Genomic DNA, 14485 nt, shown 5'->3' on the forward strand with positions numbered 1-14485 from the left:
TTAATCGTTTCCAGTGTCTATTCGAAGTTTTACCATCAAGGAAATATGGCAGGAATCTAATACATTGACGCGCTAGAAGAGAAATAGCACGTGATCAAACCCTCTCTTTTTCAGAATAGGTTTTATTAAATGCTTCTTTCTCTCTTACAGAAGAGAATCTCTCCACTTATTTTCTATTCTTTGAATAAATTTAATTTTATTTCCCCGTTTAATGAAAATTGGAGCGAAGGACAGAACAGTCACAGTACATCTAAAGGAGTTATTGTGAATGCGTTGTATCCACGCCATTTAAATAGGAAAATTGTCGCCAACAAAAACAAAAGTGACAAGCGGCCAGAGGAAAAACGAGATTTCCTTAGGACCGCAAGAGATAGAGCTATTTTAGCGAATGTAACACAATCCGTTTGTGTTACATTCATGTTCAAATTTTTTTACAATTCATCGTCACCAGAAAATCCAGCATTTTTTGTTTAGTCCATAAAAATCGAACCTTCAGAAAATGATCAGGAAGCTGACCTCTGTTTCTTAAACAGAAGATTGCCTGTTGGGGTTCAGCCACTTTTGGTTTTAACTGGCATGTTTCTTCTACGCTAAGTGGCAGCAATTAAACTGTCTCTTGTTGCTTCTACAACATCAATGAAAATAATCCCCCGTTCGTTACTCTCTACTATTCGATGCATTTAAGCAAGTAGTCGATGAAATAAGCGGAAATTTCCTTTGGTGATCTTTTGATCAACTTCATCAATAATCATTAGGTTAATATCCTCATAGGCATTAGTTGAACAGTCTTGTCCTCTTTTCTCAAGGTATACGTCATAGGGGCTGCAAGAGTTAGCTTGGTGATCGGATTATAATGCTGGAAACTACTACAAAAGAAATACGCCAGTTAAATCAAAAATGACAGTTCAACCTGCTCTTTTTAAAAATATTTTCTGAATCTCTTTCTTAAATGTTAGTATGAAATTTCTTCCATTAATGATCTTTTCCACACTAATAAAAGTGTATACTTAACATATAGAACTATACAGAAATTTTAATACTGAAAAGGGCGTGAGTACTATGAGTATAAGTCAACTAGAGAAAAGATATCGTCGAATGGAAGAGCTCCTAAACAAATCCATAACGCAAGAATTAATCGAACAAAATAAGATGGAACTTTTAGGAATAATGTTAGCTGAATGGATTGATATTGCCATAGATTTAAATGAACATAACAAAAGGCTGATCGTCGAGATTGCTCAACTTAAGTTAAAGGTTGACAAAGAAAATAGGAATAATGCAATTGGATATAAACAAGTTATTAGTTTAATGAATGGATTAAAATTAAAAAACAAGGAGATCGAAAAATTGAAACAACTTCTTGAAGTTAATAAGAATAAAAAAACTGGTAACTTTCATACTCCTGGAAGCGGAAGGAAAGTACATGCCCAAACGATCAGGGGAGTACTACTTGCTTATAAGAATAATGAGAAAACTAAGTTTATAAACAATAATAAAAACATCTCACGTGCAACATTCTATAATATAGTTGGTCGAAAATATAAGTCTGACAAATATAATGACGCGATTGATAGAATTGCTAATGAACTTGGCGTTATCTTACCTGACAAAAGAAATAATTGATATAACCTACAGAAATCCTTCCGATGCGTGGTGTTTCTGGTCTCGAAGAAAGAGCAAAGCAATCTTCCTATCCGTCATCGTTCAACGCTATATTGTTGATCTTGTCCGCAACACACTTGATATATTCCAAGTAAAGAATACAAGGAAGGCTACAGAAATATGGGCGCGCCCTTCTCTCAATGTCGCCCAATCCTCTTTTGACAGCTTTCAAAATTGATGTTCCAATATTCTGGCACAATAGATGCTTGGAAACGAAACCTTTCTCACGTTGAACAATTTTTTTATTTCGGTAGTGCCATTCGAAAAATCAGACACATGATAAAGGCCGTTGAAGTCGCCCTTTCGAGCTTTAGAAAAGTCATTAAAAAGGAGTGTTCTCCAATGAGAATGCACTCCTTAACTTGTTTTATTTACGTTCGACACATGAATTGGGCAAACACTCGAATATGTAACTGATCTATGGTACTCAATCAAGTTGATTGTCAACGCGACTTTCTCTCTTAGAATTGGAAAGTATGCTATGTACCTTTCATAAGAACTGATTCACTTAACTACATGTTCTAACAGTTTGCTTATAATAGCTAAAAAGTACGGTAAAAATTTATTTGGTAGAAAACTTACCTAATTCATGTCCACAGTTTAGTTGACAAATCTGATTATCAACAATTTCTTAGCATACACCTATATACTCAGTTTTTTATTTCTTTATCTTCTACTCATCCAAAATTCTGTAGTAGGATCGTGACTAACACTAGTTGATTTATGGATTATTACGAATAGTTTGACACAAGGCTTTCGACTACTTTTCCAAGGTGATATTCCGAATAGCGATTTCTTTTTTTACCTCATTCATTTTCTTTTCCAGTGCCCGTTTAATCTTGTCAAAAAGCGGGTCGTATTCGTCTGATACATTCCTGAGAATTGCTATCACTTCTAGTTCAAGATTCTTGGCAACCCCTTCTAACGTATAATAGTAGATTTTTAAATGATCATTATTGATTGCGACTAATGGAAGCTCAACACGTTCAGAATTGATCCAACAATTTTCCTTTGCAGCTAGGAACGGCACACCACTTTTATGTCGCAAAACTTTTTTTAAGTCTTGATTCACGATAATCCTCCTAAAAATTTATTTTCAATTATTCACTCTCTCTTATTGAAAAGGCTTGCATTTCCAATCAAAAAACAAGCAATTCATACTGTCTAACCTAACAAATGCTCCGCAATGGATAACGCTTTTGCTCCATAGGCGGTTGAATGTCCTCCACCCATCAGGATAGCTACTTCGATCGTTTCAGAGAGTTCTTCGATTGTTGCTCCGGCTTTAATCGCATCCCGTACATGACCTAAAATACAGCTTTCACAGCGAACAGAGACAGCTATTCCTACTGCAATCAATTCTTTTGTTTTCGTAGGTAGAAACTTCTCTTTCAATGCTTCCTTAGTTACTTCTTGAAACTTTCCAATCATTTCAGGAGTATTTCTCCTTAAAGCGGCTTGGGTCCTAGCTAAATCTGTATAGTCTTCCTTGTAATCTATATCATTTTATTACTCCTTTCATGTATTAAGAAGTAAGTATATTTAAAACAACTATCTTGGCCAATTTTTATGAACTTTTTTTTAAACCGATAAAACCCACGATGAAATCACCTTTTCTAACACTTATATACAGGAAATCGTCAGTAGAAATGCTAAGATTGCGACTGAATTTTACAGAAATCAAAAAAACTTGACCAACGATGTAATTTTACATTCGCTGATCAAGCCTTGAAGTGAACATTAATCACTCAAACACCATATTTAACTTTTTTCGATTTTAACCTTTGCCCGACGATAAAACACCAAACATAAAAGACTAAAGATCAATGTCAAAATCCCCGAGATCAGAAACCATCTTGCGATCCCTAACTTTTCTGATAAGGGTCCCGCCAATAACAATCCGATCGGCATCGCAGCCGACATCACACTGCCAAACAGTGAAAAGACCCGACCTAATTTTTCTGGCGCAACCGTTTCCTGTAAATAGGAAGTAAACGGAATATTATATAAATTTCCAACACCGCCCATTAGAATACAGAAAAAGACAAACAGCCAATAGCCAGTTAAATTCGCTGGTGCCAAGCCGCTGCCGATAAACGTGATTCCCAGCCCAACATTGGCTAACTGTGCCGCAAGTAATTTCTCCCGCCATTCCTTCTTCATTCCGATCAAGAAAGCACTGATCATCATCCCCGCTGCGTATGAAAATTCCACCATACTAGCAAACCACGCCGATAATTCAAAATGGACATTGGTCATTAATGGGAATAATATCCCCAACGGCAGATAAAAAATCATAATGAAAAAGGAAAAGAACATGATGATCAGCATAGGCGGATCTTCTTTAAATACCCGAAAGCCATCTTTTAATTCTTCCAGATAATGCTGCATGCTCTCTTCGCTACGGGGAATGTCCGGTACTTCTACGAACCATAAGGTCAAACAAGCGGCTATCGCACCAAGTAAATCCGTCAACAAAATCATCCATAAAGGCATTGCCGCAAACATCATAGCACCCAGAACAGGCCCAAGCATGAAAGCGCCCGATTGTAAAAATTGATTCCAGCTGTTTGCTTTGACCAGCTCTTCTTCCGGCACCAGTAAAGGAACGATTGCTTGGATCGAAGGGGTATGGAACACATTTGCCAACGATCGCAAAAATAATGCCGCAATCACTACCAGAAACCCGGGATTACCTGCTAAAAACCAGATAGATAGGACTAATGCGACTAAACCCATAAATAAATCCGCAAAAATCACGACATATTTTCGCTTCAGCCGATCTAACCAAACACCGACGAATGGCCCTAAGAACATTTGCGGCAAGTAAGCCGATAATCCAGCTAAAGACAACATGATCGCTGATTTAGATTCATTGGTCAGCCACCAAATCAAGGCAAACTGGACAGCAGAGCTCCCAATCAAAGACACTGTCTGGCCAGATAAGATCGTTAAATATTTTTTTCTCCATTGTTGTTTTTCCATAATTGCTCCTTTGTTTGTCGTTTGACAAAACAAGAAGTTCGTCAAACGTTAATTATTTGGCGATTCGATTCATTCTCAAACGCATAGACGCGCACATACAAATTCCTCCTTTAAATCAAACCTAATTCAACTTTCCATGTCAACAGGCGTTCCACCGATTGATCAAGCTGCTGTTCGCTGTATTCCCCTTTTTTGATTGCTTCTAAAATATAAGGAATCTGACTGCTGTAACTTGAAGACAAAATCAGATCGTTTCCTGCCTGCAACGCTTGCAGACCGGCTTCTTCTTGCGAAATGAAATTCGCTAGACCTGCCATATCCATATCATCTGTCATAATGACACCTGTAAAACCTAGTTCATTCCGGATCACATCATGCACTGGTTTTGAGATCGATGCTGGACGATCGCCGTCGATCGCCTGAACGATATTGTGCGACACCATGATACTGTCCGCTCCTGCTTTGATCCCTGCTTCAAAGGGCAGAAAATCACTCTTCCGCAATTCATCCAGTGAACGGGTATCTGTTACGATCTCAACATGCGAATCACGATTATTTCCATAACCAGGGAAATGCTTCAAGGTTGAACCAAGCTTTTGTTTTCTCATTTCTTCTACGCTCAGCTTCACGTAGTGGCTCGTTCCTTCTGCGTCCATCCCGATCGTCCGATCATAAATGAAGGATTCTGGATCGGTCGATACGTCCGCATCCGGGAACATTCCCAATTGAATACCTAACTCGCCAAAAACCTGTGCTTTGCGATCAATTTCCTGAGTGATACCTTCCCAGCCGTTTTCCTGATACAAGGTTTGGGGATTTTTAAACGCTGGGGACACGATTTGATTTCTGCTTAAACGGCTGACCGTTCCGCCTTCTTCATCAGACCCGATAAACATCGGAATCTTACTCGCTTCTTGATAACTGGCAATCGCTTGTTTCACATCCGCTTGGCCTTTTCCTTCCATGTCACGATCGAAAAGCAGATAGCCTCCCAAATGATAGCTTTGAATATCTGCTTCCTGATTTTGTTCTGGCACCCGCGCCATGAATAGTTGCCCGACTTTTTCTTCTAACGTCATTGCTTGCATTGTTTTAGCGACTTTTTCTTTCACAGTCATTTCCTCATTTTTCGATTCCGTCGTCTGTTCCGTTTGTTTTGGTGTTTCGCTTGATTTTGTTGAATTACTATTTACTGACGAGTTCTTGGTAGAATTTCCACAGGCGGCTAGAATAATTACCGCTGAGAAAAACAGCAAGCTCGTTAAAATACTTTTTTTCACTTTATTGCGCTCCTTAGTTGAATGAATGTCCTAGCCTCTTCCTTGAAGTTTCTTCAATTTATTTTGAGTAAAACTGCAAAGTGAGTCTAGCATTCTGAATCATTAATGCTTACGATTTATTTTAGCATAGCTTGTGAAAAGAAAGCATCGTTTCGATTTTTCCCACAAAAAAAACGCTGAGAAAAAGCATGACTACTTTTTCTCAACGCAGTGTTTATTTGTTTTGGACAGCGACATCTTTGCGAACACGATACCCTTTGCCCCAAATGGTTTGAATAATTTCTTGATCTACCTCAAGAATCTCCAATTTCAGCTTGATATTTTTCACTAAGGAAGATAATTGGGCCAAACGTGATTGGGAAACATTTCCCCATAAAGCCATACATAACTCATCCCGTGAAATAATTTCACCCGGCTGGCTGCGCAATTTCTCCAATACCTGCAGCTCAAGTGAAGAAAGATTGATCAAAGTCATCGCGGAGAGACCTTTATCTTCTTCAACAGCAGGTGAACATTCCTCTGTTACGACCGGCTCGAACGTCCGGCCATGATATTGGGTAGCTACTTCCGCCAGCTGCTCGCGTAATACTTCAACCGAGTCGCTGTTTTGAACAATCCCCGTTAAACCTAGTTCATTTAAAGCTGTTCGCTCATCCTCGCTAAGATAATGATCAACTTCCCGTAAAATACTCTTACTGTGTCGTTTTAATCTTGGCAGCATCAATTCCATCTCATAGCTTGAAATCGTTTCGCCAATAATGATAATTGGGAAATGATTGACTAACTCAGGAATACGCCCATCCATTTGAATTTCATCTAAAATACTGGTAGAACAAAACACTTCATAATTTAAATGTTGCAATTTATTGGTTATAATTTCTTCCGCCAAAATATTTTTAGTTAAAACTAATACTCGAACCATCCACTCGCCCTCATTTTCTATATAAGAATAACTATGAATAAAATATAACTTAAATTTAAGCGAATAAAAGGTCTTTTTTTAGATGATATTGAATAAAATTATGAACATTCCTAACTTTTTCTCTTTTTTCGTTTTTAAATAAAGAAAAACCGTGATTTATTATCACGGTTTACGCTGTTACCTTATGCAATTCTTTTTCATGTTTAACGGCTTTCTCAAAAATAGGCAAGTTAAATTGTTTATACAGAGCCCCTGCCACAAAGTAGGCAATATTGAAATCCACTAGGCTGTGAACCAATCCGCCGACCCCCATCAAGATAAAGACCGTATATAGATAGCCCTGTGAGTAGAACGTATCCGGCATATTTCCCATGAAATAAAAGGCGGATACAACGATCATTTCAGCCGCCGCATGGATAATTCCAATCACGACATTGAATACTTGGAAACGACCATTGGCTAAAGTAAATTTGCCATTTTTCAAAACAAGCTCCGGATGCCTTTGCAGATAATTGGCTCCAATCAAAGCAAAAATCAAATGAGAAAAAGCGCGTAAAGCAATGATCGGTGTTGTCGAAATGAAAAAGCCAAAGGTCGTTCCGATAACGACCGCAAGTGCTACTAGCGGTGAAAAGAACATCGCAATAAATACTGGAACATGACTCGCTAACGTAAATGATGCTGGTCCAATCACGATTTTCGGCATGACCATTGGGATCAAAATTCCCAAGCCGATCAATAAAGCCGAGATCGTCAAGTTTCTAACAGATTTATTTTTCATTTTATCCTCCTCAATATGTCAAGACACTTTATTCGTTCTTTAGTTTAGTTTAAAACTCCGGAAGTGTCAAGACAGTTCGGGTGAGAATTTTTTGAAAAGTTTCACTATTATTCAATCATGGCTAAGTGGGCATCTCGTTCTTCTGTCGTCAGTTGGTGCTTTTTTACATATCGATTGTTTGGATTTTGAGCGCAAGCAATCGAACAAGCGCCTAAATATTTTTCTTCATTTTCTTCAGAGACTAACATTTGACGATTGCATTCAGGGTTGCTGCAATTGATGTAACGTTCGCATGGTGTTCCGTCAAACCATTCTTTGCCGATAACTTTTTTATCGACTTGATTGATTTCTACACTGATGCGTTCATCAAAGACATACATTTTCCCATCCCAAAGCTCGCCTCGGGTCGCTTCGTCTTTTCCATATGCGGCGATCCCGCCATGAAGCTGAGCAACATTCTCGAACCCTTCACGCAATAACCAGCCAGAAAATTTTTCACAACGAATTCCGCCGGTACAATAGGTCACGATTTTTTTATCCATAAATTTCTCTTTGTTCTCACGAATCCAAGCCGGTAATTCCCGGAAGTTATGAATTTCCGGACGAACCGCTCCACGAAAATGCCCCAAATCATATTCATAGTCATTGCGAGCATCAATGACCACCGTGTCTTCATCTAATAAAGCTTCGCGAAAAGCTTGCGGCTTCAAATAATTTCCAGTCAATTGGCGCGGATCGATGTCCTCTTCTAAATGCAAAGCCACCAGCTCTGTGCGAGGTCGAACAAATAATTTTTTAAAGGCATGCCCTTCGCTTTCATCCATCTTAAAGTACGTATCTTTAAAACGTTCATCTGCCAGCATGACCTCCATATAGCGATCAGTCGCTTCCTTCGTTCCAGATAGAGTTCCATTGATTCCTTCCGGTGCGACTAAAATACGACCCTTAATATCTAATTCCCGACAAAAAGCCAAGTGTTCTTGCGCAAAAGCCTCGGGGTCTTCAATGGTTGTATAGTTATAGTAAAGTAATACTCGATAATTCATGGTGATTCCTCCTGTTTCTTTGGTCCATTACTACTATAGGAGATGGAAACCGTTTTTTCGAACTTGATGCTTGTGGAATTATATACAATCGAAGAAGCTGCGAAACATTTCTCTATGTAACCAAAAAAATCCTGTCCATTTTTAAATTCTTAAATTCACCGACCAGAGTTTTCCTTGATAGGACAGGGTTTATTTTGAACTTTACAGTCAGAATAAACGCACTAAAAAAACTACTTATTTAAAAGGGAGAAGAATATGCCGAAAATAGTAACGGAAGAAGAGAAAAAGGAACTTAGAGAAGCCATGTATCATCACACCATCCAATTGATTAAAGAAAAAGGCATGAAGAAAATTACGGTGGAGGATATCATCCAGGCAGTCGGCATCGCCAAAGGAACATTCTACAATTATTACCGATCAAAAGAAGAGCTGCTCTTTCATGTCATTCAAAAAAGTGAGCAGAAACTTTTTCAAACAATCCTGGCAATTGATTATAAGACAGGCGATTTTCGTGAGAAGGTCACTACAGCATTAAAGGAAATATATTTATCGAAAGACAGTATCGTACTTTATTTACGACCAGAGGATATGGAATCTTTGACGGAGAAACTGCCGGCTAAAGCGAAGGCTTCAGTAGAACAAAAGCAAACCAATAATTTTCAACAAATCGCCGAACTTTTTGGTATCGACCCTACTGATCTCGAAACCTTTGGCGTGATTTCCTACTTGAAGGAATCCCAGCTCTTATAGCTGCCGGCGTTCCCTTTATCAAAGGCTATCTGGTCCTCTTTTATCTTCCCTTCGTTTTTATGTTCATTACGGCGCTGGTACTATACAGAAAAGAAGGAAACCCTTGGCAGCTTTCAGCGTTCAAACAACGCTTGAACTTGACTCGCCTAAAAAGATCAGATTGGTTTTGGATACTTGGGATCATTTTGGTTTATCTGATACTAGCAGCAACAACTACGCCTATCATGAATAATTTAGCGCAGCATTCTTTTTTCAGTCCTCCCAGCTTTTTCCCGGCCGAAATCAATCCAAACAAAGCAGCGATCAGCGGAACGATGATGGACTATTCCTTAGCTGGTCAATATTGGCTCCCCATCGTCTATTTCATTGGCTGGTTTTTTAACATCTTTAGTGAAGAATTCTTATGGCGTGGAATCATCCTGCCTAGACAAGTCGAACGCTTCGGCACCAAAGCATGGCTGATTCATGGATTGATGTGGGGGCTGTGGCACTTCTTTTGGAAATGGCAGTTAGTAATGCTGATCCCTTTTGCTCTCTTCTTTACCTTTGCCATCTATAAATCGAAGAATACCTGGGTCGGAATCATTTCTCACGGAGCACTCAATGCGATTCCTTTGATTATGATCATCATTGAGGTATTTCGTTAAGCAAAAATCCCTGCGACTATAATTGGTCGCAGGAATTTTTGTTGGATAAATTTGTAGTCTGTCTAAACTTCTTTCGCTGCTTCAAGTTTTCTTTATCTTCTAATTCTGATGATTTTGTCGTAAACCATTGTAAAGCCAATGGGAAAAAATATTTATAAAAATAGCCCGGCTTTAATCCTCCTTGATTAGAATCTCCTAAAGTTATTTGGAATATCTTGTTATAATCCCCACCTGCCGGTTGTAAACGGATACAATAGTAATGGAATTTATTAAGAGAGGAAGCTCGCCATGAAAAAATTACCGAAAGCTATTGGACCTTATAGTCCGTATCGCAAGAAAGGCAAATTCTTAGTCACTTCTGGACAATTACCGATCAATCCAGAAACTAATACGATTGAGGCAACCACTGTTTATGATCAAGTGCTTCAGTGTCTTGAAAATATCGAAACGATCTTATCAATTGAAGATTTTCAAATTGAAGATGTGCTTAAACTAACCGTCTATCTCACAGACCTGTCTAAGTTCTCAGAGGTAAATCAAGCCTTTGAAGAAAAGTTATCTGCGGAATATCCAGCTCGAACAGCCATTGAAATTTCAAAATTACCAATGGATGCCCTTGTTGAGATCGAAGCAATCGTGTTAGGTGATTGATCGTAAAAAGCGGCTATGACGAATTGTCATAGCCGCTTTTTGATTATTCTTGAGAACATTTTGCTTTATTAATCCTTCCAAACTTCTTTCGCCGTTTCAACGACTAATTTCAATTTAGTCCATTGATCTTCTTCAGTCACTTTATTCCCTTCATGTGTCGAAGAGAAGCCGCACTGCGGACTTAAGCAAAGCTGTTCTAATGGAACAAACTGTGTAGCTTCTTTGATTCGCGCCTTCAAAGCTTCTTTGTCTTCTAATTCTGGCGTTTTCGTTGTAACTAAGCCTAGAACAATTCGTTGATCGTGAATATTCTTCAGAGGTTCGAAACTGCCAGAACGCTCATCATCAAATTCTAAGAAGAAGCCGTTGAATTGTGTAATGGCTAATAAACGTTCAGCGATTTTGTCGTAAGAACCGTTATAAAGCCAATGGGATTGGAAGTTGCCTTTACAGAAGTGGAAAGTCACCGCTAAATCAGTCGGCTTCTTGGAAAGGACCGTTTCGGTAATATCTCCAAACTCTTGGATCAATTCATCCGGATCATAACCGTTGCTCGCGATCATTCCACGGAAGCGGTCATCGAATAATCCGCCCCAGCTCGTATCGTCTAATTGTAAATAACGGCAGCCTGCATCATAAAAAGCTTGAATCGCTGCTTGATAGGTTGTAATCAAATCTTGAATGAACTCTTTTTTATCTGCATAGACAGGATTTTCATGGTATTGCTTCGATAAGATAAATGAATCTAAATAGATCATATTGGGTCCCGGAATGGTTTGCTTCGCAATCGCCTCTCCTGCTTGTTCTTTCGTAAATTTGAAATGATCTAAAAACGGATGCGCTGGATCAAAGGATAGCGGTCCGCTGACAAAAGTTCCTTGAGCCTCAGTCGTAATGCCAAAGGCTGTTGTTTCGAAATCAAAAACAGTAATCCCTTTTAGTCCAGCAATAAAATCCAAGTGCCACCAGCGGCGGCGAAATTCACCATCCGTCACCGCCTGCAAACCAGCTTCTTTTTGTTTTTGGATTACTTTAACGATTTCCTCGTCTTCGATTTTAGTCAACGCTTCTCTAGTGATCGCCCCTTGCTTGAATTCTTCACGGGCTTTTTTTAATCTCTCTGGTCTTAATAAACTGCCTACTTGATCAAAACGAAATGGAATATTGGTCATAAAATTCTCTCCTTTTTTATTGTATATATTTCAGAAAAAATCTGATTGATAACTTGGATAAGTAAATAAACTTTTGAAAGCTGTTGCCGCGTGTTGATGAAGTCTCTTTTTCGAAGGCTGAGAAAAGATTAAGCACGCAGCTAACTCAGCTAAAGGAATGATTTTTTTTAAACAAAAAAATCTTTTATTTTCGTACGCATACGATCGGTCTAAAGTCCTTGAGTTATTATTGACCATAAAAATATCTAGCTCTCAAAACCAATATACTGCGAAAAGACCGACTCGCAAAAAAAGCCCTTAGATAGCCGAATAGCTGTCTAAGGGCATATAAATATACGTTACCACCTTAATTATGCAGTGTTCTCACGAGCCACTGCCTCGATAAGTACCCCATCGCTGGGAGACTCTTGTTGTTTAACGGAACATCCCCGTACCTTCTTAATTAGTCAGAAGATCCACTCAAAAGCCATTTTCAAAATAAATCCTCTCCGTCTCTTTTCAGCTGCCGAGACTCTCTGCTGGAAATCTTTATTTCTACTTTCTTTCTCATAGTGTTTTAATATTAATCTAAGTTAAGGATAGCGGGCTGGTCTGCTTTTGTCAAACGCTTTTTACTACTTAAAAATTTATCTATAGTTTTTAGCCAAAGCAATTAACAGAGTAAACACCTATTAATGCAAATATCTTCCTTCTATTTAATATGATAGGTTTAATTTATACGAATCAAAAATGTCAGGAGGTTTATCATGAAAAAAATACTGATCATTGATGATGAACGCGATCTGCTTGAAACATTCGCGGATTACTTTCAATTGATGGGCTACCTCGTTTATACCGCGGACAATGGTTTAGCAGGATTAAAACAGCTGAAACATCAGCCCAATATTATTATTCTGGATGTAAATATGCCGGAAATGGATGGATTCGAATTATGTGCAGCGATTCGTGAACAGATCACCTGTCCGATTGTTTTTCTGTCTGCTAAGGAAGATGAGGAAAGTCGACTTGAAGGATTGAGAATTGGCGGCGACGATTATTTAGTTAAGCCTGTCAGTTTAAAGGAACTGGCTTTACGAATCGAGGCTCATCTTAGACGTGAAACAAGAAAACAAGCAACGCGAAAAATTGCTTATTTCGAAGAACTGATGATTGATTACGATCAGAAAAATTTGCTGTTTCGTAATCAAGAGATTCATTTAACTAAAGTCGAATTCGCGATCGTTGAGCTGCTTTCCAAGCATCCCGGCAGAGCTTTTTCAAAAGATGAAATCTACCAGCACTTATGGGATTGGGATAAATTAGGCGACGCCGCTATTATTACAGAGCACGTTCGCCGAATCCGTAAAAAGATCGCCGATTATTCATCGGTTGATATTATTCAAACCGTTTGGGGGGTGGGCTATAAATGGATTGGTTAGAAGATACTATTGATCGTCTCTTTACCAGAAGAAGCAGTCTTGATCAGAGCCTGCTCCTTTATCTTTTTATCGGTGTTTTGGCGGTTGTCTTTGCGACCTTGATCACGGTCTCTATCTGTGTCAGCTGGGAGCGCCTGATCCTGATGCCGGATGCGCAGGATTCACATTTTTGGGAATATTTATCTTGGGTACCTTCAAAAAAATCTCTGTTGTCGATCCGAATACTAGAATTTATTCGTCATTACGCTGTTTTCGTTTATGGCTTCTTAGGCATTTATTTTGCGACGACGGTATTTTACCGCAAACGTATCTTGCAGCCGATCACTATCTTGGAAAAAAGCATCGAACAGATTGAACAAGGAAATTATCAGCATCCGATCTACTACAATACTTATGACGAATTTGAAAAGACCTCAGCAGGTTTGGATCATCTGCGAGTAACGCTGCAAGAAAATCAAAAGAAACTCCATGAACTGTATCACGATCAGAAAAAGGTCAATGCGGCTTTTTCCCATGATTTGCGCACGCCTTTAGCAACTATTCAAAATAATCTGGAGCTAATGGAGGCCTATTATGAACAGGATCGATTGAGTCCAGAAACCTTCGATAAAGCGGCCGGAAAAATCAAGAACAGCATCAACCGGCTAACTTCTTTTTCCGAAACCATGCAGCAGTTACAGAAATTAGAGGATCGTCCGCTGCATAAAACAGCACTGCCGCTGAATCAGATTGAAGAACATTTACTGGAGCTTCGTCAGCATCGCCCAGAAAAGGACCTGCAGATTATCAAAGAATATCCTAAAATCACGGCCAGCTACGATAGCGATCTGATCAATGAAGTAATAGAAAATCTGCTGAATAATGCCTATCGCTTTGCAAAAAATACGATCACTATCACGATCACCCTGCAAGAAAAGCTATTGATTATTTATGTGAAGGATGATGGACCAGGTTTTTTAAAAAAAGAACTGCTGACAGCAACGGAGCCTTATTATTCTCAAAATAAGAATAGTCATTTTGGCTTCGGCTTGACCATCGCCGAAGCCTTGTCCCAAAAACATGGCGGCAACCTGAAAATCGCCAATAGTATCGACGGCGGCGCGATCGTCTCTGCGGTTTTCGCTTTAAATGATTAATTTATCTCATTTGTAGAGAATTTATAGAGATTTGA

At 38.9% G+C, this 14485-nt stretch carries 15 protein-coding genes, 1 pseudogene and 1 other annotated feature; of the genes and pseudogenes, 8 read left to right on the forward strand and 8 right to left on the reverse strand.

Going from position 1 to position 14485, the window contains the following annotated elements:
* Positions 1 to 1059 precede the first annotated feature (1059 nt).
* A complete protein-coding gene (locus FFR60_RS22025) occupies positions 1060 to 1623 on the forward strand; it encodes a hypothetical protein (protein ID WP_137665840.1) in 564 nt (187 codons plus the stop codon).
* Between the two features lie 17 nt (positions 1624 to 1640).
* A pseudogene (locus tag FFR60_RS23250) lies at positions 1641 to 2158 on the forward strand (transposase); the annotation flags it as partial.
* 264 nt (positions 2159 to 2422) lie between these two features.
* Here FFR60_RS23250 and FFR60_RS22030 read toward each other — a convergent pair.
* The 7 genes from FFR60_RS22030 to trhO form a co-directional block, all read right to left on the reverse strand.
* Positions 2423 to 2734 (reverse strand): hypothetical protein, encoded by a 312-nt coding sequence (locus FFR60_RS22030; RefSeq protein WP_137665841.1) that lies wholly within the window; start codon positions 2732 to 2734, stop codon positions 2423 to 2425.
* A 92-nt stretch (positions 2735 to 2826) separates the two neighbouring features.
* Positions 2827 to 3093: a carboxymuconolactone decarboxylase family protein gene (locus tag FFR60_RS22035; protein WP_137665842.1), complete on the reverse strand. Its 267-nt coding sequence runs from the start codon at positions 3091 to 3093 to the stop codon at positions 2827 to 2829.
* A 330-nt stretch (positions 3094 to 3423) separates the two neighbouring features.
* Positions 3424 to 4647: an MFS transporter gene (locus FFR60_RS22040; protein WP_137665843.1), complete on the reverse strand. Its 1224-nt coding sequence runs from the start codon at positions 4645 to 4647 to the stop codon at positions 3424 to 3426.
* A gap of 110 nt (positions 4648 to 4757) precedes the next feature.
* Complete coding sequence (locus FFR60_RS22045; RefSeq protein WP_137665844.1) at positions 4758 to 5927, reverse strand: glycoside hydrolase family 3 protein; 1170 nt, start codon at positions 5925 to 5927, stop codon at positions 4758 to 4760.
* A 214-nt stretch (positions 5928 to 6141) separates the two neighbouring features.
* Positions 6142 to 6849, reverse strand: coding sequence for a helix-turn-helix domain-containing protein (locus FFR60_RS22050; RefSeq protein ID WP_088933465.1), 708 nt, complete (start codon positions 6847 to 6849; stop codon positions 6142 to 6144).
* A 169-nt stretch (positions 6850 to 7018) separates the two neighbouring features.
* Entirely contained in the window at positions 7019 to 7630 is a 612-nt protein-coding gene (locus tag FFR60_RS22055; protein WP_137665845.1) for a hypothetical protein, read from the reverse strand.
* Positions 7631 to 7737: 107 nt separating this feature from the next.
* Complete coding sequence (gene trhO, locus FFR60_RS22060) at positions 7738 to 8676, reverse strand: oxygen-dependent tRNA uridine(34) hydroxylase TrhO (RefSeq protein WP_137665846.1); 939 nt, start codon at positions 8674 to 8676, stop codon at positions 7738 to 7740.
* A 255-nt stretch (positions 8677 to 8931) separates the two neighbouring features.
* Between trhO and FFR60_RS22065 the strand changes: the two genes are divergently transcribed.
* The 4 genes from FFR60_RS22065 to FFR60_RS22075 all read left to right on the forward strand — a co-directional run bounded on the left by FFR60_RS22065 (position 8932) and on the right by FFR60_RS22075 (position 10724).
* A complete protein-coding gene (locus FFR60_RS22065; RefSeq protein ID WP_137665847.1) occupies positions 8932 to 9426 on the forward strand; it encodes a TetR/AcrR family transcriptional regulator in 495 nt (164 codons plus the stop codon).
* A 103-nt stretch (positions 9427 to 9529) separates the two neighbouring features.
* Complete coding sequence (locus tag FFR60_RS23115) at positions 9530 to 9658, forward strand: hypothetical protein (protein WP_283205017.1); 129 nt, start codon at positions 9530 to 9532, stop codon at positions 9656 to 9658.
* Positions 9651 to 10073, forward strand: coding sequence for a CPBP family intramembrane glutamic endopeptidase (locus FFR60_RS22070; RefSeq protein ID WP_171005010.1), 423 nt, complete (start codon positions 9651 to 9653; stop codon positions 10071 to 10073). Before FFR60_RS23115 ends, FFR60_RS22070 begins: the two co-directional genes overlap by 8 nt.
* A gap of 288 nt (positions 10074 to 10361) precedes the next feature.
* Positions 10362 to 10724 (forward strand): RidA family protein, encoded by a 363-nt coding sequence (locus FFR60_RS22075; protein ID WP_137665849.1) that lies wholly within the window; start codon positions 10362 to 10364, stop codon positions 10722 to 10724.
* 68 nt (positions 10725 to 10792) lie between these two features.
* Here FFR60_RS22075 and FFR60_RS22080 read toward each other — a convergent pair whose 3' ends face one another.
* Positions 10793 to 11896: a 5-methyltetrahydropteroyltriglutamate--homocysteine S-methyltransferase gene (locus FFR60_RS22080; protein ID WP_137665850.1), complete on the reverse strand. Its 1104-nt coding sequence runs from the start codon at positions 11894 to 11896 to the stop codon at positions 10793 to 10795.
* Positions 11897 to 12212: 316 nt separating this feature from the next.
* Positions 12213 to 12455: a binding site (T-box leader), on the reverse strand.
* A 187-nt stretch (positions 12456 to 12642) separates the two neighbouring features.
* On the opposite strand from FFR60_RS22080, the gene FFR60_RS22085 reads away from it, so the two are divergent.
* Together FFR60_RS22085 and FFR60_RS22090 are read left to right on the forward strand one after the other, a co-directional pair.
* Positions 12643 to 13314: a response regulator transcription factor gene (locus FFR60_RS22085; protein ID WP_137665851.1), complete on the forward strand. Its 672-nt coding sequence runs from the start codon at positions 12643 to 12645 to the stop codon at positions 13312 to 13314.
* Entirely contained in the window at positions 13302 to 14450 is a 1149-nt protein-coding gene (locus FFR60_RS22090; RefSeq protein WP_137665852.1) for a HAMP domain-containing sensor histidine kinase, read from the forward strand. The genes FFR60_RS22085 and FFR60_RS22090 overlap by 13 nt, the downstream gene beginning before the upstream one ends.
* Positions 14451 to 14485 lie beyond the last annotated feature (35 nt).

The sequence above is a fragment of the Enterococcus hulanensis genome (genome assembly GCF_005405485.1).
In the GTDB taxonomy this organism is placed as follows: Bacteria; Bacillota; Bacilli; order Lactobacillales; family Enterococcaceae; genus Enterococcus_A; species Enterococcus_A hulanensis.